The 21,002-nt window shown below is 72.6% G+C and carries 14 protein-coding genes; 9 read left to right on the forward strand and 5 right to left on the reverse strand.

The annotated features are described in order from the left end of the window. Positions 1-73: 73 nt before the first annotated feature. Positions 74-1,534, reverse strand: coding sequence for a M23 family metallopeptidase (locus ACFY1U_RS07230; RefSeq protein ID WP_390693112.1), 1,461 nt, complete (start codon positions 1,532-1,534; stop codon positions 74-76). A gap of 273 nt (positions 1,535-1,807) precedes the next feature. Beyond that, positions 1,808-2,674 carry a lipase family alpha/beta hydrolase gene (locus ACFY1U_RS07235; protein ID WP_390693113.1) on the reverse strand — a complete coding sequence of 289 codons (867 nt, stop codon included), beginning with the start codon at positions 2,672-2,674 and terminating at the stop codon, positions 1,808-1,810. A gap of 352 nt (positions 2,675-3,026) precedes the next feature. Here ACFY1U_RS07235 and ACFY1U_RS07240 point away from each other — a divergent pair, with 352 nt between their 5' ends. Continuing rightward, a complete protein-coding gene (locus tag ACFY1U_RS07240) occupies positions 3,027-3,443 on the forward strand; it encodes a cobalamin B12-binding domain-containing protein (RefSeq protein ID WP_030930230.1) in 417 nt (138 codons plus the stop codon). A 203-nt stretch (positions 3,444-3,646) separates the two neighbouring features. Here ACFY1U_RS07240 and ACFY1U_RS07245 read toward each other — a convergent pair whose 3' ends face one another. Beyond that, positions 3,647-5,269, reverse strand: a complete 1,623-nt coding sequence (locus ACFY1U_RS07245; protein WP_390693114.1) for a DUF5691 domain-containing protein — start codon at positions 5,267-5,269, stop codon at positions 3,647-3,649. A gap of 64 nt (positions 5,270-5,333) precedes the next feature. Further along, positions 5,334-6,689: an SWIM zinc finger family protein gene (locus ACFY1U_RS07250; protein ID WP_390693115.1), complete on the reverse strand. Its 1,356-nt coding sequence runs from the start codon at positions 6,687-6,689 to the stop codon at positions 5,334-5,336. Between the two features lie 145 nt (positions 6,690-6,834). Between ACFY1U_RS07250 and ACFY1U_RS07255 the strand changes: the two genes are divergently transcribed. From ACFY1U_RS07255 to sucD, 7 genes are all read left to right on the forward strand, one after another. Next, positions 6,835-7,974, forward strand: a complete 1,140-nt coding sequence (locus tag ACFY1U_RS07255) for an AAA family ATPase (RefSeq protein WP_390693116.1) — start codon at positions 6,835-6,837, stop codon at positions 7,972-7,974. A 180-nt stretch (positions 7,975-8,154) separates the two neighbouring features. Next, entirely contained in the window at positions 8,155-10,620 is a 2,466-nt protein-coding gene (locus tag ACFY1U_RS07260) for a DUF5682 family protein (RefSeq protein ID WP_390693117.1), read from the forward strand. A 169-nt stretch (positions 10,621-10,789) separates the two neighbouring features. Then, positions 10,790-11,965: a VWA domain-containing protein gene (locus tag ACFY1U_RS07265; RefSeq protein ID WP_390693118.1), complete on the forward strand. Its 1,176-nt coding sequence runs from the start codon at positions 10,790-10,792 to the stop codon at positions 11,963-11,965. A gap of 307 nt (positions 11,966-12,272) precedes the next feature. Then, positions 12,273-13,340, forward strand: coding sequence for a hypothetical protein (locus ACFY1U_RS07270; protein WP_390693119.1), 1,068 nt, complete (start codon positions 12,273-12,275; stop codon positions 13,338-13,340). 244 nt (positions 13,341-13,584) lie between these two features. Continuing rightward, positions 13,585-15,642 (forward strand): hypothetical protein, encoded by a 2,058-nt coding sequence (locus ACFY1U_RS07275; protein WP_390693120.1) that lies wholly within the window; start codon positions 13,585-13,587, stop codon positions 15,640-15,642. Between the two features lie 455 nt (positions 15,643-16,097). Then, the gene (gene sucC / locus ACFY1U_RS07280; protein WP_390693121.1) at positions 16,098-17,276 is read left to right on the forward strand and encodes an ADP-forming succinate--CoA ligase subunit beta; all 1,179 of its coding nucleotides are present in this window, start codon (positions 16,098-16,100) and stop codon (positions 17,274-17,276) included. Positions 17,277-17,296: 20 nt separating this feature from the next. Further along, a complete protein-coding gene (gene sucD / locus ACFY1U_RS07285) occupies positions 17,297-18,181 on the forward strand; it encodes a succinate--CoA ligase subunit alpha (RefSeq protein WP_232647486.1) in 885 nt (294 codons plus the stop codon). 91 nt (positions 18,182-18,272) lie between these two features. On the opposite strand, the gene ACFY1U_RS07290 is transcribed toward sucD, so the two are convergent. Next, complete coding sequence (locus ACFY1U_RS07290) at positions 18,273-19,106, reverse strand: RNA polymerase sigma factor (RefSeq protein WP_390693122.1); 834 nt, start codon at positions 19,104-19,106, stop codon at positions 18,273-18,275. A gap of 96 nt (positions 19,107-19,202) precedes the next feature. Here ACFY1U_RS07290 and ACFY1U_RS07295 point away from each other — a divergent pair, with 96 nt between their 5' ends. Beyond that, positions 19,203-20,996, forward strand: coding sequence for a DUF6350 family protein (locus tag ACFY1U_RS07295; RefSeq protein WP_390693123.1), 1,794 nt, complete (start codon positions 19,203-19,205; stop codon positions 20,994-20,996). Positions 20,997-21,002 lie beyond the last annotated feature (6 nt).

Below are 21,002 nucleotides of genomic sequence, written 5' to 3' on the forward strand. Positions count from 1 at the left end.
CCGAGAGTGGGGGAGGTCGAGGACGAGGCCGTTCAGGCCGAAAGGAGGGTCTGGGGGGCAGCCCCCAGCTCTCCTACGTCGGGTCCAGCCCGTGACTCCGCAGCCACGGCAGCGGGTCGATCGCCGACCCCCCGCCCGGGCGGACCTCGAAGTGCAGGTGCGGACCGGTCGAGTTGCCGGAGTTCCCGGAGTAGGCGATCGGGTCGCCGGCCTTGACCGTCGTACCGGAGGCGACGCGATAGCTGGAGAGGTGGCAGTACCACGTCTCCGTGCCGTCCTTCGCGGTCACTATCATCATGTTCCCGTACGCGCTGTTCCACTGCGTGCGGACGGTGCCGTCGGTCGCGGCCATCACCGTCGTGCCGTACGAGACCGGGAAGTCGATGCCGGTGTGCACGGACATCCAGTTGATGCCGGCCTGGCCGAAGTAGGCGCTGAGCCCCTTCTGGGTGACCGGAAGGACGTACTTCGGGCGCAGCCGCTCCTTGCGGGCCGCCTCCGCTGCCGCCTTCTTCTTCTCGGCCTCCTGCTGGGCCTTGAGGTCGATGCGCTCCTGCGTACGGCTGGCCCGGTCGGCGAAGTCGTCGGCTCCGGCGGAGAGGCTCCGGAGCTGGGTGTCCAGCTTGTTGTTGGCGGCGGATGGTTTCACCGCATGTGCGTCAGACGCGGTCGTCGAGGTGCCCTGGTCGCCGCTGAAGGTGCCCACGGAGGCGGCGGCGATACCGGCCACGCCCACCACACACGCGGAGGGCACGGCGATGGTCAGCAGCGCGGACCGCTTGGCGGGCGCGCGACGGCGGGAACGGGCCCCGCTGCGGGAGCCCGCGCGCGAGGCCGGAGCCGGCGTGGCCTCTTCCTGCTCGTCGAGGAGCGGGGCGACCGAGGGCAGCTCCCCCGTGGCGTTCGACTGGCCGCCGTCCGGGAAGGATTCGTCGTACGAACCGTGCTCGGCCCGCTGCTCGTAGTCGTCGGCGGGTCCGGTGGTCGCGGCGGTGTCGCCGCCCTCAGGGCCCTCGGAGTTCCACTGCGTGGCGTCGTACGCGCCGGTGTCGAAGGCCTGGGTGCCCCATTCCCACTGCTGGGTCTGGTCGGCGTGGCTGCCCGAATGGTCGGGCTGCAGCCAGGCGTTCGCATCCCACTGACCTGAGACGTCGTGACCGGTGGCCTGCGACGGGATGACGGCAAGCGGCTGGTACCCGGTGGTCCAGACGCTCGTGTCGTACACGCCGGTGTCGTAGGCGGCATGGTGCTGTGCCGCGTACGCGTCGTAGTTCAAGGTCTGCTGGCCGCCCGTGGCCCACTGGCCGGAGTCGTACGAACCACTGCTCTCGCCCGGGAGGCTGCCGAACAGGGGGTCTGCGGCGAAGGTCGCGGTGGGGTGGCTGCCGGTTGCAAAACCGTTGGAGTCGTAGCCACCGTACGTGGTGAAGTCGCCGTACTGGGCTTCCTGCGTGCCGTACGACGCATAGTGCGCCGAGGCGGCGTCGGAAGCCGGAGCCGGGGTCATGGTCCCCGACGGGTGACGGTCGTTCACCAACTTCTCTTTCGCCTCGACAACAGGGGCTGCCAGAGCAGTGCGGTGACTGTACCCGGCGGTACGCGGGCTCGACAATCTTCAACAGGTTTCGTGCCCGCAGGAAACGGGCAATCGGCCGTGTTTCGGGGGACGGCGGGCACGGCTTTGGCCCTGTGTTCGAAGGATGTTCGAGGCCAAATGGCTGTCGCATAGCCGTACGGGTGCTGTCCCAGGGCTGTAGGCAGGCTGTGTGGGAGGCGGCTGTACCGGACGTGGCTGTAAGGGATGGGGTCAGGCCACTGTCAGGCCGCCGGCGTGCGCGGCGGCTTCAGCTCCTGTCCGCTCGGCGTCGAGGGCCTGGCGTATCCCGGTCGCGACGGCGGGGTGCACGGGCAGGGCGAGATGTCCGATTCCGCTGACGCGCACGTTCTGCACCATCAGGTCGGGGTGGTCGATACAGGCGGTCTCCAGCGGGTCCATCAGGTGATCGAGATCGCTCCAGAAACTCACGAAGTGCGTACGGCAGCCCGGCGCGGGCCGGGTCAGCTCCTCGAGCAGCTCCGAGCCGGGGCGCATCTGGCGGACGATCGGATGCGCGTTCGCCAGCGGCACCACCCGGGTGCCGGAGTGCGGGGTGCCGAGCGTCACCAGCGTGCGGACGCGGATGTCACCGCCCAGCCGCTGCACGTAGTACCGCGCTATCAGCCCGCCGAGGCTGTGCCCGACGACGTCGACCTGCCTGCTGCCCGTGCGCTCGCAGATTTCTTCTATGTGCCGGCTCAGCAGCTCGGCCGCGGTGCGGATGTCACAGGTCAGCGGTGAGTAGTTGAGCGACTCGACCTGCTGCCTGCCGTGCTGGGCGAGGCTGCGGCGCAGCAGCACGAAGACCGAGCGGTTGTCGATGAAGCCGTGCAGGAGGACGACCGGGGGTTTGGTCCCGGTCGGCAGCTGTGCGGCGCCGTCCGACGACGGGAGCGGGGCCGATGGTCCTCGGCGTTCCTGTGTGACACCGGAGGGATAGAGGAGGAGGTGGCCCGCGAGGATCGCGAGTTCCAGGGCGGTCGCCTTCAGCAGGGCCAGTGAGAGTCCCGCCAGTCTGCTCGGCAGCAGCCGCTGGCAGAGCGGGAGAAAGGGCAGCGCTGCCCTCGTGACCTTCATGGCCGACCTCCTGTCGGCACGCAGGAGGACGCCTCTGTCCCCCGTGTGCCCTCGTGGAAGGCCGCGAGGAAGGCGGTCGACGGCCCTTCACGGCATCGTCGACACGCCGCATCGCCACGGCGCGCGGCCTGCGGCGCGGTGGTGCGGCGACCTCTTTGCGGCTCCCGTTGCGCGTGTTCCCGCCGGAACGGTGCGCGGTGAACGTGTCCCATCGTGTGATTTCCCCCTCGCTCTTCACCGCGAAACTGCGGGTTGCGGGATGCTGGCGATAACGTTCGTTCACTTCCCCGGCCGGTTCGGGTACCCAGTACTTGTCGGTAGGGATGGATGCAGTCGCTTCATGGAGGCAGTGATGGGTGTGGCAGCCGGTCCGATCCGCGTGGTGGTGGCCAAGCCGGGGCTCGACGGCCACGATCGCGGGGCCAAGGTGATCGCGCGTGCGTTGCGCGATGCCGGTATGGAGGTCATCTACACCGGCCTTCACCAGACCCCCGAGCAGATCGTCGACACCGCGATCCAGGAGGACGCCGACGCGATCGGGCTGTCGATCCTCTCCGGTGCCCACAACACGCTCTTCGCCGCGGTGATCAAGCTGCTCAAGGAGCGGGACGCCGAGGACATTCTGGTCTTCGGCGGTGGGATCATCCCCGAGGCGGACATCGCTCCGCTGAAGGAGCAGGGCGTCGCGGAGATCTTCACGCCAGGGGCCACGACGCAGTCGATCGTGGACTGGGTGCGGGCGAATGTCCGTCAGCCTGCCGGAGCGTAGGCCTCCGGCGGGGCGGGCGTTGTCCGGTGCGAGTCGGCTGGGGTGACCGGTCCTGGGGGCTCTGCTCCCAGACCCCCGTTTCGGCCTGAACGGCCTTGTCCTCAAACTCCCCCACGCTCGGCTGCGCTCGAGCGGGGGGACCCCCACGACGGGCTGGGAGTAGCCGACCGGCCCTGAAGAGTGCTGCGGGCCGCAGGACAGGCCTACGCCGCGTCCAGCTCCTCCGCCATCGCCGCCCGCAACCGCAAGGTCGTCACCAGGCGCTGGAATGCCTCCGCCCAGTAGCCGCCCGCCCCCGGTGACGCGTCCTCCGTCTCGTCGGGTATCGCCAGCAGGCCGTCGAGGCGGCTTGCCTCGGAAGGGTCGAGGCAGCGTTCGGCCAGGCCCATCACTCCGCTGAAGCTCCATGGATAACTCCCGGCGTCCCGCGCGATGTTGAGCGCGTCCACCACCGCCCGTCCGAGCGGCGCGGACCACGGCACCGAGCACACCCCGAGCAGCTGAAACGCCTCGGACAGGCCATGTGCCGCGATGAACCCGGCCACCCAGTCGGCCCGTTCGGCGGCGCTCAGCGTGCCGAGCAGCTTGGCCCGTTCGGCCAGCGACACCGCGCCCGGACCGCCGGCCTCGGGCGCGGACGGGGTTCCGAGGAGCGCCCGGGCCCACTCGGGGTCCCGCTGCCGCACGGCGGCCCGGCACCAGGCCGCATGCAGTTCGCTCTGCCAGTCGTCCGTCACCGGCAGCGCCACGATCTGCCCTGGCGTACGCCCACCCAGCCGCCCGGACCATGTCCCGAGCGGTGTCGCCTCCACCAACTGGCCGAACCACCACGACCGTTCCCCCCGCCCCGCCGGAGCCTTGGCCACGACACCGTCGCGCTCCATGCTCGCGTCGCACTCGTGCGGAGCCTCGACGCTGATCATCGGTGAGTCGCCCGTGTGGTCGACGGCCACGCACGCCGCGGCTCTGAGGGCCATGCGCGCGGCGAGCGCCGAACCCGGCAGTGCGGAGAGCAACTCGGCTGCCGTCGCCCGCACGTTGCGACTGCGGTCGGCCAGTGCCTGTTCCAGGAAGGGCTCGTCCTCGGCGCCGAGTCCCGTGCGCAGCGAGTCGAGGAACATCAGGCGGTCCTCGGCTCGCTCCGTCGACCAGGTTGTACTGAGCAGTTCGCGGGCGGCGGCGGGCTCGCGGGCGCGTATGGCGGACAGGAGCGCGACCCGCTCGGCGAACAGGCCTTCCTCCCACAGGCGCCGGGTCTGCTCCGTGTCCTCGGGGTGGGGCAGGGCGGCGCCTCCGCCCGGGGTCGCACGCAGGGCGAACCGCCAGTCGGGGTTCAGCCGGGCGAGCCAGACAGCGCGCGGCCCTGCGAACGCCAGCGCCGCCGGCCGCAGATCCGTACGCCCCCGGGCCGCGTCCAGCAGGGCGGGCAGCGCCTGAGGGGGTGCCGCGAATCCCCGGGCGTTCGCCGCCGCGAGCCACTGCGGCAGCAGCTCCATGAGGTCCGGCGCCGTACCCCTGCGGCCGCCACCGCCCGTGCCCGGCCGGTCGGCGAGCAGCAGCGCGAGCCTGCGGGCCGCCGCGGGGGGCAGCACGGGCCGCGGGTCCTCGGCAGCGGGCTCCGGCCGGCCGGCCGCCCGCGCCGCCCTGAGCCCGGCCCGCCGCCTCACGGTCTCCGCGGCCGCCGCGTCCAGCAGCGCCACCGGCGCATCCCGCCCCGGCGCTGTGCCCGGTGGGGTGCGCCGCTCCGTCCCGAGCAGTGCCGCCGTGACGAGTTCCTCCCAGGCGCCCGAGGCGGGCGCATCCACCGGCGTGGACGTCCTGTTCATGCGGTTCCTTTCCGTGAGGGCCAGTCCTCTGCGGGCGTCGTACGACGGTCGCCGGACTGGTGGGTCAGCACAGCCGCACCGCCTCTCCCGCCCCCTCCGGCCACGCCGTCAGCGGCGTGAAGCCGCGGTGGCCGCACTCCCCGAAGACCTTGACCGGGGCGCCGCCCGAGAGGGCCACCAGGCGCCACAGGCCGGGGCGGGTACGGGCAGTGGAAGTCAGTGGCAGCGCCGCGTCCGCGTCGGCGTCCGCCAGCTGCCAGGAGTCGCCGTCCGGGATCGGTATGACCCGGTCCAGCGTGACCGGGACGGAGTCCAGCCAGGGGTCGTTCCGCAGTGCCTCGCCGTAGCGGGCGGCCGCCTGGGCGGTCGTCACTCCCGGCGGCCGTGTCACCGACGGGGCCGGTGGTGCGAACTGCTCGCCCAGGGCCGCCCGCAGTTGCCCGGCACCCGGATAGGCGGACACCTCGGCGTCCAGGGTCAGCCCGACGGGCAGCGCCAACTCCGGGGCGCGGCCCGCGGCGCCGTAGGAAAGGAGCAGTGCGGTGCGGTCCGAGTCCGTGCCGTGCAGCCAGATCCTGCGGGTCGTCAGGCGTGCGTCCGACGTGTCGTACTGCGCGAGGACCAGCCAGCGGTCGCGCAGCGGCGGGCCGTCCGCCGTGCCGGGCAGACCGATCCGGGAGCGGACCGTGGCCGCCAGGCCGTCCGGGAGCTGGTCGCGATGCAGCCAGCCCTGGTCGAGGAGATGGAGCAACGCACACTCCTCCAGCAGACGTACCGGCCAGCCCGGCCCGGACGAGGAGATCGCCCCCAACTCCCGCACCCGCGCGGCCAGCCCAGGGGCCTGGGCGTCGACCATGCGGGCCGCAGTCTCCTCCCACAGCCCGTATCCCGCCTGCTCCGCGCTCGCCAGGCCGCCGCGCAGCAGATCCGCCAGGCGCTGCTCCAACTCGGTCGCACCCGCGGTGATCCGCTCGGCCCTGCGCTCCGCCCGGCGCCGCGCAGCCTCCGGATCACCGGACCCGGACGGTGATCCTGACGCCCCCGCCGTCCGCTTCTGCCCGGCGCGCTGCCTTCTCCCCTCTATCCACTGCTCCGCCCAGTCCGGCGCCTGCCCCGACGGCACCGCGCCGTCCCCGCCCGCCCAGAGCAGCAGCAGCCCGAGCGCGTGCTTGCACGGGAACTTGCGGCTCGGGCAACTGCACTTGTACGCGGGGCCCGCCGCATCCGCGATGTCCACGACCGTCTGATACGGCTTGCTGCCACTGCCCTTGCACTGCCCCCACACCGTCCCCTCGTCGGAACTCCCCGCCTCGGACCACGGCCCCGCCGCGCCGAGTTTGCTGCCCGCTTTGCGTGACGCGGCGTCAGGCGCCAGCGCCAGCACCTGATCCGCGCTCCAGCGCACCCCCTGCTGAGTCATGCCATCGAAGGTAGATCCCGCCACTGACAATCGGCCCTGCGAGCACACTCGCACAGGGGTTTCCGCAGGTCAGAACGGATTGTCAGTGGCGTAGTGCAACGTGGGTGCCAGATCCGAACCGGCCGAGCTGGAGGGGGCCTCAGCCATGTCTGTGTCCGTGGAACCGACGATCGTCGAAGCAGCCGAAGTACCCGCGAAGGAGCCGGCCGAGGCGTTGCGGCCGCACGCCGAGGACGCCTTCGCCGGTGAACTCGCCGCGCTGGCCGCGCAGGACGACCGCCCGCGCCCGGCCCGCTGGAAGCTGTCGCCGTGGTCGGTGGCGACGTACCTGCTCGGCGGCACCCTGCCGGACGGCACGGTGATCACACCGAAGTACGTGGGCCCGCGCCGCATCGTCGAGGTCGCCGTCACCACACTCGCCACCGACCGCGCCCTGCTCCTGCTCGGCGTGCCCGGCACCGCGAAGACCTGGGTGTCCGAGCACCTGGCCGCCGCGGTCAGCGGCGACTCGACGCTGCTCGTGCAGGGCACGGCGGGCACGCCGGAGGAAGCGATCCGGTACGGCTGGAACTACGCGCAGCTGCTGGCGAACGGCCCGAGCCGGGCCGCCCTGGTGCCCAGCCCCGTCATGCGGGCCATGGCGGAGGGGATGACGGCGCGGGTGGAGGAGCTTACCCGTATCCCCGCCGACGTCCAGGACACGCTCATCACGATCCTCTCCGAGAAGACGCTGCCGATACCGGAGTTGGGGCAGGAGGTGCAGGCCGTCCGGGGCTTCAACCTGATCGCCACGGCCAACGACCGGGACCGCGGGGTCAACGACCTCTCCAGCGCCCTGCGCCGCCGCTTCAACACAGTGGTCCTGCCGCTGCCGGAGAGTGTCGAGGCCGAGGTCGACATCGTCTCGCGCCGCGTCGACCAGATCGGCCGCTCGCTCGACCTGCCGGCCGTGCCCGACGGCGTCGACGAGATCCGCCGGGTCGTGACCGTCTTCCGCGAGCTGCGCGACGGGGTCACGTCCGACGGGCGTACGAAGCTCAAGTCGCCGAGCGGCACGCTGTCGACGGCGGAGGCGATCTCGGTCGTCACCAGCGGACTCGCCCTGGCCTCCCACTTCGGTGACGGCGTGCTGCGGGCCGGGGACGTCGCCGCGGGCATCCTCGGCGCCGTCGTCCGCGACCCGGCGGCCGACCGCGTCATCTGGCAGGAGTACCTGGAGGCGGTCGTCCGCGAGCGCGACGGCTGGAAGGACTTCTACCGGGCCTGCCGGGAGGTGAGCGCGTGAACGACCTGGGGTGGGGCCGGTCGGGCGGGAACAGCGGGAACAAGGGATCGGGCGGAGGCCAGGGATCGGGCGGATCGGTGTGCACGGCGCACGAGGACGGCAGCGGCCCGGACGGCGCCCGGAAGGCATCCGGCGGCCGCATTCGAGGGGCGCGATGACCAGGACGGCGAGGGGGACGGCGTGACAGGGACGGCGAGGGGCAGGAGCGGCGCGGCCGGTGACGGTCCGCTGCTGCTCGGCGTACGACATCACGGCCCCGGCTCGGCACGAGCGGTACGGGCGGCGCTGGACGCGGCCCGGCCCCGGGCCGTGCTGATCGAGGGGCCGCCGGAGGCCGATGCACTGATCCCGCTGGCCGCCGAGGAGGACATGCGGCCGCCGGTCGCCCTCCTCGCCCACGCGGTGGACGAGCCCGGCCGCTCGGCCTTCTGGCCGCTCGCCGAGTTCTCCCCTGAGTGGATCGCGATCCGGTGGGCCCTGGAGCACGAAGTACCGGCACGCTTCATCGACTTGCCGGCGACCCACACCCTGGCGTGGAGAAGGGACACGGAGGGCGAACTCGGCGGGGGCGCGGGCGACGGACGTGGGGGCGACGCCGATACGGCCGGGGGCGGTGCGTCCGGTGCCGATGCCGAGCGCGGGGGCGGCGCCAACCCGGACAGCTCGGTCATGGAGACCGACGTCCGTATCGACCCGCTCGCCGTGCTCGCCGAAGCCGCCGGGTACGACGACCCGGAGCGGTGGTGGGAGGACGTCGTCGAGCACCGGGGGGTGGGAGAGGGGGACGCGTTTGCGCCGTTCGTGGTGCTTGAAGAGGCCATGGGGGAGCTGCGGGAGGCGTACGGCAGCGGGGGGCATGACCGGGATCTCGTCCGGGAGGCGTACATGCGGCTCCAGGTGCGGGCCGCGCAGCGGGAGTTCGGGGACGAGGTGGCCGTCGTGTGCGGGGCCTGGCATGTGCCGGCGCTGCGGCAGAAGACGGCTGTCGCCGCCGACCGGGCGCTGGTGAAGGGGCTGCCCAAGGTCAAGACGGACATGACTTGGGTGCCGTGGACGTACCGGAGGCTCTCGCGGGTCAGCGGGTACGGGGCGGGCATCGACTCGCCGGGCTGGTACGGGCATCTGTTCGCCGTCCCGGACCGGCCGGTCGAGCGGTGGATGACCAAGGTGGCCGGGCTGCTGCGGGGCGAGGACCGGATCGTCTCCTCGGCGCATGTCATCGAGGCGGTGCGGCTGGCGGAGACGCTCGCGGCGATGCGGGGCCGCCCGTTGCCGGGGCTCGGCGAGACGACCGATGCCGTGCGCGCGGTGATGTGCGAGGGCTCGGACGTGCCGCTGGCGCTGGTGCACGACCGGCTGGTCGTCGGGGACGTGCTGGGGGAGGTTCCGCAGGCTGCGCCGGCGGTGCCGTTGCAGCGGGACCTCGACCGGGTCCAGCGTCAGCTGCGCCTCAAACCGGAGGCACTGGAGCGGGAGTTGGAGCTCGACCTGCGCAAGGAGACCGACGCGGGCCGCAGCAGGCTGCTGCACAGGCTGCGATTGCTGGGCGTGGCATGGGGCGAACCGGCGGCTTCGCGGGGGAGCACGGGTACGTTCCGGGAGACATGGCGGCTGCGCTGGGAGCCGGAGCTGGCCGTGCGGGTCGCGGAGGCCGGGGTGTGGGGCACGACGGTGCTCGCCGCCGCGACGGCCAAGGCGGAGGCGGACGCCGTCGCCGCACAGACCCTGGCCGAGGTCACCGGGCTCGCCGAGCGCTGCCTGCTGTCCGAACTCCCCCAAGCGCTACCGGTGGTGATGCAGGTCCTCGCCGACCGGGCGGCCCTCGACACGGACGTCGGCCACCTCGCGCAGGCCCTGCCTGCCCTGGTCCGCTCCCTCCGGTACGGCGACGTACGCGGCACGGACACGGGAGCGCTGGCGGGAGTCGCCGCGGGCCTCGCCGAGCGGATATTCGTCGGCCTGCCCCCGGCCTGCGCGGCGCTGGACGCGGACGCAGCCGAGGAGATGCGCCGCCATGTGGACGCGGTGCACGGGGCGGTGGGGCTGCTGGGCGACGCGCCCGCGCCGGACCATCGCGATCTGCGGGGGCGCTGGCACTCGGTGCTGCGCGTGCTGTCCGTCCGGGACACCGTGCCCGGTGTGGTGCGGGGGCGGGCCGTGCGGCTGTTGCTGGATGACGGGGAGTTGGGGCAGGACGAGGCAGCGCGGCTCATGGGTCTCGTGCTGTCGCCGGGGACTCCGCCGGGGGATGCCGCCGCTTGGATCGAGGGTTTCGTCGGCGGAGGGTCCGGCGGCGGAATGCTGCTCGTGCACGACGAGCGGCTGCTCGGGCTGGTCGACTCCTGGCTGACCGGGGTGCCGGCGGAGGCGTTCACGGACGTACTGCCGCTGCTGCGGCGGACGTTCTCGGCATACGAGCCGGGGGTGCGCCGGACGCTGGGCGAGCTGGTCCGGCGCGGACCGGGGGAGCGGGGGAGCGTGACGGCGGCCGGCTCCGGCATACCGGGCTTCGCGGCCGACCTCGACCCCGGGCGCGCGGACGCCGTGCTGCCGGTGGTCCGGCTGCTGCTGGGCCTGGAAGCACCGGGCGGCCCGGGCGAAGTGGAAGAGGACATCGACAACGACCTTGCGGGGGTGGCGGGATGACGAAGGACGGACTGACGCAAGCCCAGGAGGATGTCGGCGCGATCGCCGTCGGCAGGAACCGGAACGGCAGCGGGAATCGCGCCAGGCACGGCAGCGGGGCGAAAGACCGTCCGGCGGTCGCCGTCGCCGTGATGCCGCTCTGGGACCGGCCCCGTACAGGGGTGTGCCGATGACGGCCGGGGAGATGGATCCGGCAGCCCCGGCGCAGGAGCGGCTGAGGCGCTGGCGGCTGGTGCTCGGGGGCGAAGCCGCCGACGGCACGGGATGCGCGCTGTCGGGGCAGGACAGCGCGATGGACGGGGCGTTGGCCGCGCTCTACGGGAAGGGCGACAAGCAAGGGCAGGCAGGGCGGGACCGGTCGGCGGGGCTCGGGGCGTCGGCGCCGTCGGTGGCGCGCTGGCTGGGGGACATCCGGACGTACTTCCCCTCCTCCGTCGTCCAGGTCATGCAGCGCGACGCCATCGACCGGCTGGGGCTGTCCGCGCTGCTGCTGGAGCCGGAGATGCTGGAGGCGGTGGAAGCCGACGTCCATCTCGTCGGCACGCTGCTCTCGCTCAACAAGGCGATGCCGGAGACGACCAAGGAGACCGCACGGGTCGTCGTGCGCAAGGTCGTCGAGGACCTCGAGAAGCGGCTCGCCACCCGCACTCGGGCCACCCTCACCGGCGCCCTCGACCGCAGCGCCCGCATCAACCGGCCGCGCCATCACGACATCGACTGGAACCGCACCATCGCGGCCAACCTCAAGCACTACCTGCCCGAGTACCGGACGATCGTGCCGGAGCGGCTCATCGGCTACGGACGGGCGTCCCAGTCCGTGAAGAAGGAAGTCGTCCTCTGCATCGACCAGTCGGGGTCGATGGCGGCATCCGTCGTCTACGCGTCCGTGTTCGGGGCGGTGCTCGCGTCCATGCGGTCGATCAACACGCGACTCGTCGTCTTCGACACGGCGGTGGTGGACCTCACCGACCAGCTCGACGACCCGGTGGACGTGCTCTTCGGCACCCAGCTGGGAGGCGGTACGGACATCAACCGGGCGCTCGCCTACTGCCAGTCGCAGATCACCCGGCCCGCCGAGACGGTGGTCGTGCTCATCAGCGATCTCTACGAAGGCGGGATACGGAACGAGATGCTCAAGAGGGTCGCCGCGATGAAGGCGTCCGGAGTCCAGTTCGTCACGCTGCTCGCGCTCTCCGACGAAGGCGCGCCGGCCTACGACCGGGAGCACGCGGCCGCGCTCGCCGCACTGGGGGCACCGGCGTTCGCGTGTACGCCCGATCTCTTCCCCGAGGTGATGGCGGCGGCCATCGAGAAGCGACCGCTGCCCATACCTGACACCGCATGACCGGACACGACACGGCATGACCGGACACGGCGCGACCGGGCTGACAGGGAACGGTCACTGACGATTTGTCGATGCATTGTCGTCCGACTTCGCCCAGCAAAACGGACATGCCTACCCATCAGTAACGGGGGGCTTGCGCAACCTCGGGAGGCCCGTGCGAGGATCGACGCCTCATCAGCGGCGCGCCGTTGCGCCGCCTCGTCCGTACCGCACCGCGTCGCGCCGACTCGTAGCTCGTTACGGCTCGTTACGTGAAATTCGTTCCGCCGCACGGGAGGACCACCCCCTCTTGACCTGGCCAGCAGCCTTGCCCAGTGCAGCTCTGCGCGTGATGCGCACGGCGGCCGGACGGCGTGCGCTGCAAGTGGTCGTGCTGGTGGGCGGGTTGTTCGCGCTGGGGTTCCTCTGCGGGCAACAGGCGCACGCGGCGGAGGGAGCGCCGTCCGCCTCCTCGTCCGAGATCCTGTCGACCGCTCCGGCGGACGGCGTCCGGGCGTCGTTGACGAGCGATACGGTCGCCACGGTCACTCGGCTGACGGACACGTCGGCCGCTACGGCCGGCCGGCCGGCGAGCACTTCGGCCGCACTCGTGGCGCAGGCGCCCCGACCCCGGCCGGACGCTCCGGGCAGGCCCGAGCCGACGCGTCCCGCCGCACCAGCACCGGCACCGGCACCGGTCCCGGCATCGACCGATCCCAAGCCCGTCCCGAATCCCGCTGCCCTGCCCGAGACGCCGGGCGCAGCCGGTCAGGCCCTCACTCCGTTGGCGGGTGAGCTCGTCCGCTCCGTGGGCGATCGCGTCGTGCAGCCGGTCGGTGGTCTGGTGGAGAGCGTGACCGCCGGGCTGGGCAGGGCGACCGCGCAGCTACCGCCGTTGTCGTCGTTGCCCTCCCTGCCGGGGCTGCCCGGATCGCCGTCGATGCCGGGTCTGCCCGGCCTGCCCGGCTTCCCTCCGTCGCCGGGACAGATACTTCCCGCGCCCGTCGCGCAGGCGCCGCAGCCGGGTGTCGCAGGGCACTCGGGGCTGGAAGGCGCCGTGGACGACAGGCGCTCCGCAGCGGCGGCGAGCGGTACGGCGTACGGCCCGCGGTTCGTCGTGGACGCGACCGCGGGCGACGCCACCGCCGTGCGGGGCGGCGGGCGGAGGGCCGCCGGTGCCGGGTATGCCCCGGCGCGGCAGGCCCCCGACGGCGATCCGGCCGGTGTGCCGGCCAACCGGGCCGCGGTCGACAACGGCACCCCGAGACACGGTGACGCGCACGCCGTCGCCCTGAACCACCGGCCGTTCATGCGGCTCGTGTCCGGCGCCGCCGTTCGCGCGGCCGCGGCCGGTACCCGGGACCGGCACCGGGACATTCCCGTATTCCCCGGCTAGGGCAGGCCCTTCCCCCGCCACGGGCCTGCCGCGCGGGGGCGGAGCAGGTCTGCCCGCCCGTCCGGACACCCCTTCGTTCGCCGGACGCAAGTCGCCGACTCCGCTGGTCCCGACTCCCCGGACCAGGACCGGACACGGCGCCGGAATTGTCCCCAAGCCTTTCGAGGAAGCCCCGGAACTCCCCGGATCTCCCCTGAGATCAAGGAGCGCGGAGCTTCCAGGGATCTAAGGATCTGACGCACGCATGAACAAGAACATCCGCCGCTCCATCGTCATAGCCGCCGGTGTCACCGGCGCGTGGGCGCTCGGTTCCGCCGTCGCCAGCGCTGACGAGTTGCCCTCCTCCTCCCTGTCCGTGTCCGACACGACCTCCGACCCGGCCACCGATCCGACCACCGACGCGACCGTCGACTCCGGCAGCACCCTCGGCGCGCTGACCGACACCGTCACCGGCACGGTCGACGGTGTCGTCACCGGCGTCCAGCACACCGTCTCCGGCATCACCGGGGCGGCCGGCTCCACCGCGGCCAAGGCGACCTCCACGGTCACCGGCGTCGAGAAGACGTCGCCCGGCGGCACCGCCGAGCAGACGCGTAAGTACGTCGACGCCAAGGTGCCGGCCCCGCAGGCGGTCAAGAAGGCCTCCAAGGTCAAGGGCGCCGCCGCCATCCAGGGCGCCAGGGCCGCCCGCGCCGCGCAGGCCGAGGCGAAGGCCGCGGCCGTCCAGGGCGCCACCACCGTCACCGACACGACCTCCTCCCCGCAGGGCGCGGTCGACTACCTCTTCGGCCCCCTCGCCGCGTTCGCGCCGGAGCTGGAGCAGGCGCTGGCCGCCGCCCAGACGAAGCTCCAGGGCGTGCAGTCGGCGGCCCGCACCCAGGCGCAGGGCGTCGACGGTGCCGTACGGACGAGGGCGCAGCAGACCGTCGCGGGCGCGGGCCGCACCGCGGCGGGCGTCCAGGGACGTGCCGCAGGTGCGACGGCTCTCGCGCAGAGTGAAGCCGGTGTCGTCGCCGGTGCCGCCCAGGCCTCCGTGGCCGCGGTTCCCGGTCATGTCACGGGCACGGTCGGCGGGGTCGAGCAGAAGGTCGTCGGCACCGTGAAGAGCGTGCCCGGCACGGTCACCCCGGTCGTCGCGGAGACGGCCGCAGCCGCCGTCCCGCCCCTGGCCGCCCACGCCGTGCAGGGTGTGACGCCGGTTGCCGGCCAGGCGGTGGCGGGCGTCGTCCCGGTCGCCCAGCAGACCGTCGCCGGGGTCGCGCCCACGGTCACCCACGCCGTGGACGGGGTGACGCCGTTGGCCACGGGCGCCGTGAGCGGCGTGCTGCCGGTCGCCACCGGTGCGGTGGACGGCCTGGCGCCGGTCGCCACCGGTGCGGTGCACGGCGTGCTGCCTGTCGCGGGCGGTGCCGTGACCGGCGTCGGGCAGACCGCCGGTCGGGCGGTCGGCGCCGCGACGGCGCTGGCGTACGGCGTGGTGGCCGACGTCCAGCCGGTCGCGGGCGGGGTCGTCGAGGGCGTGCAGCCGGTGCTCTCCCACACCGTGCGGGGCGCCCAGCCGGTCGCCGCGGGCGCCGTGGAGGGCGTGCAGCCGGTGGCGGGAGGCGTGGTCCAGGGTGTGGCTCCCGTCGCCGCGGGGGCGGTGTCCGATGTGCGGTCCGTGGCCGGTGGTGCCGTGTACGGCGCGGCGCCGGTCGCCGGTGGTGTCGTCGCGGACGTGCCGTCGTACGCCTCCGGTCTGGTCGGTCAGGTCACCGAGGACGCGACGGGCGCCGTGCTGCCGCCGGTCGTGCACACCGCCGTGGAGGGCGTGCTGCCGGTCGCCGGGCGGGCCGTGGCGGACGCGGGCGGGCTGGCGTACGGCGTGACGGGTGACGTCCGGCGATTCGCCGGTGGGATCGCCGACGACGTGGCGCCGCTCGCGTACGGCGTGGCCGGTCACGCGACCGGCCTGGGACACGGCGTCACCGGGCAGGTGCCGCAGTTCGCGCAGGGTGTCACCGAGGCCGCCCAGCCCGTCGTCGGCCTCGTCGAGCCGGTGGTCCAGGGCGTCGGCGGCAGCGCCACGACGCTCGCGTACGGCGTAGCGGGCGATGCCACTCCCTTCGCGTACGGCGTCGTCGGGGACGTCGCCCCCTTCGCTCACGGCGTCGTGGGCCAGGTCGCGCCCTTCGCCGGCGACCTGACCGGCACCGTCCGGTCCACCGGCGGCCCGCTCGCCGGGCACGCCGTCACCGGCGTCCAGGGCGTCACCGAGTCGATCACGCCGGACTACGTGCACAACGTGCAGTACGGCGTCTGACGCCCGACCGACTCCGCGGACCCAGGGACCCGGACGGCCGAAAGCCGTCGGACCGGCCGGCCCGAACCCCGCGGGCGGAGGCAGGTGATCCCCATTGGGGTGGGGATCAACTGCTCCGAGCCCCCTCTCGGGGCTGTGAATGGGGGCCTCACCGGGTCAACCCCAGCCCGGTGAGGCCCTTCCCCGTACGCCCTCGCACGCCCTTGCGGACCGTGCCCGGCCCTCACATCCGGCACGCCGTGCCAGTGAGCGCGGCATCATGTGACAGGTATCACCGCTCAGGTGTGACCCTCGATTTAGGGGCCCTCCGCAAGCAGCGATAACCTGCGAGACGGACATGCCGCGCGCTCGGACACCGTGTGCGCCTCCCCTGTGACTAGCGGACGTCACGTTGCCCTTCGCGGCACGCCCACGCATCCAACGAACCGCGAGATCACTGATAGGGACGGAAGCGCGTGGACCTGTTCGAGTACCAGGCGAGGGACCTCTTCGCCAAGCACGATGTACCGGTGCTGGCCGGTGAAGTCATCGACACGCCTGAGGCGGCCCGCGCAGCCACCGAGCGCCTCGGTGGCAAGTCTGTCGTCAAGGCCCAGGTGAAGGTCGGCGGCCGTGGCAAGGCCGGTGGCGTGAAGCTCGCCGCCACCCCGGACGAGGCCGTCGCCCGCGCGACGGACATCCTCGGCATGGACATCAAGGGCCACACGGTCCACAAGGTGATGATCGCCGAGACGGCCCCGGAGATCCTGGAGGAGTACTACGTCTCCTTCCTCCTCGACCGTGCCAACCGCACCTTCCTCTCCATCGCCTCCGTCGAGGGCGGCATGGAGATCGAGGAGGTGGCGGCCACCCGCCCCGAGGCCGTCGCCAAGACGCCGATCGACGCCAACGAGGGTGTGACCGAGGAGAAGGCCCGCGAGATCGTCGCGGCCGCCAAGTTCCCGGCCGAGGTCGCCGACAAGGTCGTGAACGTCCTCGTCAAGCTGTGGGACACCTTCATCAAGGAGGACGCCCTCCTGGTCGAGGTCAACCCGCTGGCGAAGGTCGCCTCCGGTGACGTCATCGCCCTGGACGGCAAGGTCTCGCTGGACGAGAACGCCGAGTTCCGCCAGCCGGAGCACGAGGCCCTCCAGGACAAGGACGCGGCCAACCCGCTCGAGGCCGCCGCCAAGGAGAAGAACCTCAACTACGTCAAGCTCGACGGCGAGGTCGGCATCATCGGCAACGGCGCGGGTCTCGTCATGAGCACCCTGGACGTCGTCGCGTACGCCGGTGAGAACCACGGCGGCGTGAAGCCGGCCAACTTCCTCGACATCGGCGGCGGCGCCTCCGCGGCCGTCATGGCGAACGGCCTGGAGATCATCCTCGGCGACCCGGACGTCAAGTCCGTCTTCGTCAACGTCTTCGGCGGCATCACCGCCTGCGACGAGGTCGCCAACGGCATCGTCCAGGCGCTGAAGCTCCTGGAGGACCGCGGCGAGGACGTCACCAAGCCGCTGGTCGTGCGTCTGGACGGCAACAACGCCGAGCTGGGTCGTCAGATCCTCTCCGACGCCAACCACCCGCTGGTGCAGCGCGTGGACACCATGGACGGCGCGGCCGACAAGGCCGCCGAGCTCGCGGCTGCGAAGTAAGGGACGAGGGACACACAGCCATGGCTATCTTCCTCAACAAGGACAGCAAGGTCATCGTCCAGGGCATGACCGGCTCCACGGGCATGAAGCACACCAAGCTCATGCTCGCCGACGGCACCAACATCGTCGGTGGCGTCAACCCGCGCAAGGCGGGCACGACCGTTGACGTCGACGGCACCGAGATCCCGGTCTTCGGCACCGTCGCCGAGGCGATCGAGAAGACGGGCGCGAACGTATCCGTCCTCTTCGTACCGCCGGCCTTCGCCAAGGCCGCCGTCGTCGAGGCCATCGACGCCGAGATCCCGCTCGCGGTCGTCATCACCGAGGGCATCGCCGTCCACGACTCGGCCGCGTTCTACGCGTACGCCGTGTCCAAGGGCAACAAGACCCGGATCATCGGCCCGAACTGCCCCGGCCTGATCACCCCCGGCCAGTCGAACGCCGGCATCATCCCGGGCGACATCACCAAGCCGGGCCGCATCGGCCTGGTCTCGAAGTCCGGCACGCTGACGTACCAGATGATGTACGAGCTGCGTGACATCGGCTTCTCCTCGGCCGTCGGCATCGGTGGCGACCCGGTCATCGGTACGACGCACATCGACGCGCTCGCCGCGTTCGAGGCCGACCCCGACACCGACCTGATCGTGATGATCGGTGAGATCGGTGGTGACGCCGAGGAGCGCGCCGCCGCGTTCATCAAGGAGAACGTGTCGAAGCCGGTCGTCGGTTACGTCGCGGGCTTCACCGCGCCCGAGGGCAAGACCATGGGTCACGCGGGTGCCATCGTCTCCGGGTCGTCCGGTACGGCTGCGGCGAAGAAGGAGGCCCTCGAGGCCGCCGGTGTCAAGGTCGGCAAGACGCCGACCGAGACGGCGAAGCTGGCGCGCGAGATCCTCGCCGGCTGAACGGCTTTTCAGCTGAGCGTCGGTGGGCCCGTTCCCCTGGGTGGGGGCGGGCCCACCGGCGTTGTGGCACGAATGCCCGCAGGCTGCGCGGCTATTGAGTCAGCGGTACGAGTCTTTCCGGCCCGTGCGCCGTTGCCCCCCTCAGCTTCGCCCGTAGTTGCACCTCCCCCCGTGACAGCGCCCCAAGGGCCACCCGGGGTGGGACCCCTTGCACGGCTGCGCCCGGCGGCACCGGGGCCTCGTAGTGCGTGGGTGCCGTTTGCAGGGCCAGGGCCGTCGTGCCGATCAGGGCCGTCGTGAAGGCGATGGCCGCACGCGTCCAGAAGCGGGCGCTGCGTTCGCCGCGGCTGCGTACCGTCGGTGGTCCGGGGGCGGGCTGCCGCTCCGTGGAGGCCAGTTCGACCAGGCGGCGGTTCAACTCGGACGGGTCGGCAAGTTCCGGCAGACGCGCGGCGATCGCCTCGCGCGCGTGCAGCAGCCGGTGCGCCGCCGCCGGAGTGCTCGCCTCCGCCTCGGCCGCCGTCTCCGGCAGATCGAGGCCGACACCGTCGTAGAGCAGCAGCGCCCGGCGGTACGACGGCGGGAGTTCCATGAGTACGTTCATCAGCTCGCGGTCACGCCGGTCGACGAGCGGGGGCTCGGGGCGGCGCCGCAGGGAGGGGCGGAACCGGTGCCAGGGCGAGAGCGCGTACTCGTACGCCGTCGCCCTTACCCACCCCGCCGGATCCCGGTCGACGGCCACCTCGGGCCAGCGCTGCCAGGCGAGTTGGAAGGCCCGCTCGACCGACTCGCGCGCCAGCTCGCGCCTCCCGGTGAGCAGGAACGTCTGCCGTACGAGGGCGGGAGCGCAGAACGCGTACAGCGCGTCGAAGGCCTGAGCGGGCGTCAGCTCGAGCGCCGGCGGGCTCGCAGGGGTCGACGTCACGAGGCGCCCTTTCGTACGAAAAAGTACATAAACGTATATTGAGCGACACTTCGGCGGTTTGCCTATTACGGCGAGAAAGCGCGTGTCGTTGGGAGCATGGCGGTCGTGATCCAGACGACCGCTCGCCGAGCTCCGTTGCCGTACCTGCGTGCCCGGATCCGGGCCAGGATGCAGGACCGATCGCCCGGCCTTGGCGCCGGCGTGGCGGGCGGTGCGGTGGCCGCCGGGCTGGGGCTCGGGGCGATCACCGTGCTGGTGATGGTGTTCTGGATCAGCTCGCCGTACCCCGACAGCGGGCCCGGCGGCGCGCTACATGTCGCCGCCGCGCTGTGGCTGCTGGCGCACGGCACCGAACTGCTCCGCACCGACACGCTCTCCGGTGTCCCCGCCCCGGTGGGTGTGACGCCGCTGCTGCTGTTCGCGGTGCCGGTACTGCTGGTGCACCGGGCGGCGCGGGACGTGGTGTACGGCGGCGAGGAGGACGGGCCGCTGCTGTCCGCCCGTACGGCCTGGGCGGGCGTCGTCCTCGGCTACCTCGGCGTCGGCGCGGCCGCGGCGCTGTACGCCTCCGGCGGAGAGCTGCGGCCCTCCTGGGGGCGGGCCATGCTGTGCCTGCCGGTGCTCGTCATGGTGATGGCGGGGGCCGGGGTGTGGACGGCGTACGGGCATCCGCGCAGGGCGTTCGACGGTGTGCTGAAGCTGCTGCCGTCCGGTCTGCGCAGCTTCGTCCGCGGGCCGGGTTCGCACGCCCGCCTGGGCATCGCGGCGCGGTCCGCGGGGGCCGGGGCGGCGGTGCTCGTCGGGGGCGGGGCGGCCCTGGTGGCCGTGTCACTGGTGTGGCACGGCGGGACGGCGCGGGTCTCCTTCCTGCAGCTCACGGAGGGCTGGTCGGGCCGTTTCGCCGTGCTGTTCCTGTGCCTGGTGCTGGTGCCGAACGCGGCCGTGTGGGGGGCGGCGTACGCCCTCGGGCCCGGGTTCGTGCTCGGCACCGGCCATGTGGTGGACCCGCTGTCCTCGGCACCGGCCCCGCTGTTGCCACCGTTTCCGCTGCTGGCCGCGGTGCCGGACGCGGGGGCCGGCGAGTGGCCGAACTGGGTCGCGGGAGCGGTGCCGGTGGCGGCCGGACTCGCGGTGGGGTGGTTCGTGGGCGGGGCGGAAGCGCGCGGCGCGTCCTCCTCGGCCGACGCCGCAACATCCGGTGCCCGGCAGACCGCCGGCACTGCCTTGCTGGCGGCGCTGCTGTGCGGGGCGGCGATGGCCGTACTCGCGACGATGGCGGGCGGGCGGCTCGGGGTCGCGGAGCTCGCCAGGTTCGGTCCGGTGTGGTGGGAGACGGGGGGCGCGGCGGTCGTATGGACGGCGGTCGCGGCGATTCCGACGGCGGTCGGCGTGCGGGCCTGGCGGTGCCGGACGCGCCGGGGACGTGGGGGAGAAGCCGGGTCGAACACCCTCCATCTGAGGCCGAAGCCCATGGATCCCGAAGCGAAGATCGTCGAGCCGAGGCCGGAGGCCACGGACTCGAAGCAGGACAAGCAGGAGAAGCAGGAGAGGTCGAAGAAGGCCGAGAAGGCCGAGAAGGCCGAGAAAGCCGAGAAAGCGGAGAAGGCGAAGGGCCGGGGCCGGTTCCGGAAGAAGAAGTCGGCCTCGGGAGGAGCGCAGAATCCGGCGGACACCGGGACGCCCTCCGCCCCCTACGACCAGGACGACGCGTACGGCGCGCTGCGTGACCAGGAGGAGGCGGGGTTCCGGGAGTACGACTTCCTGCCCGCCGAACCGTCGCCCCAGCCGGCGGCCTCATGGCCCGGCGAAGCCACCCGCGAGTCCCGCTGGGCAGCCCTCAAGGACGCGTCCGACCCGCCTCGGACGCCGGACGCACCGGACGGGCCGTGAACGCCG

It is taken from the genome of Streptomyces sp. NPDC001351, from assembly GCF_042896045.1.
GTDB lineage: Bacteria > Actinomycetota > Actinomycetes > Streptomycetales > Streptomycetaceae > Streptomyces.

Bases quoted from the DNA above. Each gene is read 5' to 3' on its own strand.
- ACFY1U_RS07255 (WP_390693116.1), top strand. From the start codon at position 6,835: ATGTCTGTGTCCGTGGAACCGACGATCGTCGAAGCAGCCGAAGTACCC.
- ACFY1U_RS07275 (WP_390693120.1), top strand. From the start codon at position 13,585: ATGAACAAGAACATCCGCCGCTCCATCGTCATAGCCGCCGGTGTCACC.
- ACFY1U_RS07245 (WP_390693114.1), bottom strand. From the start codon at position 5,269: ATGAACAGGACGTCCACGCCGGTGGATGCGCCCGCCTCGGGCGCCTGG.
- ACFY1U_RS07235 (WP_390693113.1), bottom strand. From the start codon at position 2,674: ATGAAGGTCACGAGGGCAGCGCTGCCCTTTCTCCCGCTCTGCCAGCGG.
- ACFY1U_RS07265 (WP_390693118.1), top strand. From the start codon at position 10,790: ATGACGGCCGGGGAGATGGATCCGGCAGCCCCGGCGCAGGAGCGGCTG.
- ACFY1U_RS07295 (WP_390693123.1), top strand. From the start codon at position 19,203: ATGGCGGTCGTGATCCAGACGACCGCTCGCCGAGCTCCGTTGCCGTAC.
- sucD (WP_232647486.1), top strand. From the start codon at position 17,297: ATGGCTATCTTCCTCAACAAGGACAGCAAGGTCATCGTCCAGGGCATG.
- ACFY1U_RS07240 (WP_030930230.1), top strand. From the start codon at position 3,027: ATGGGTGTGGCAGCCGGTCCGATCCGCGTGGTGGTGGCCAAGCCGGGG.
- ACFY1U_RS07250 (WP_390693115.1), bottom strand. From the start codon at position 6,689: ATGACTCAGCAGGGGGTGCGCTGGAGCGCGGATCAGGTGCTGGCGCTG.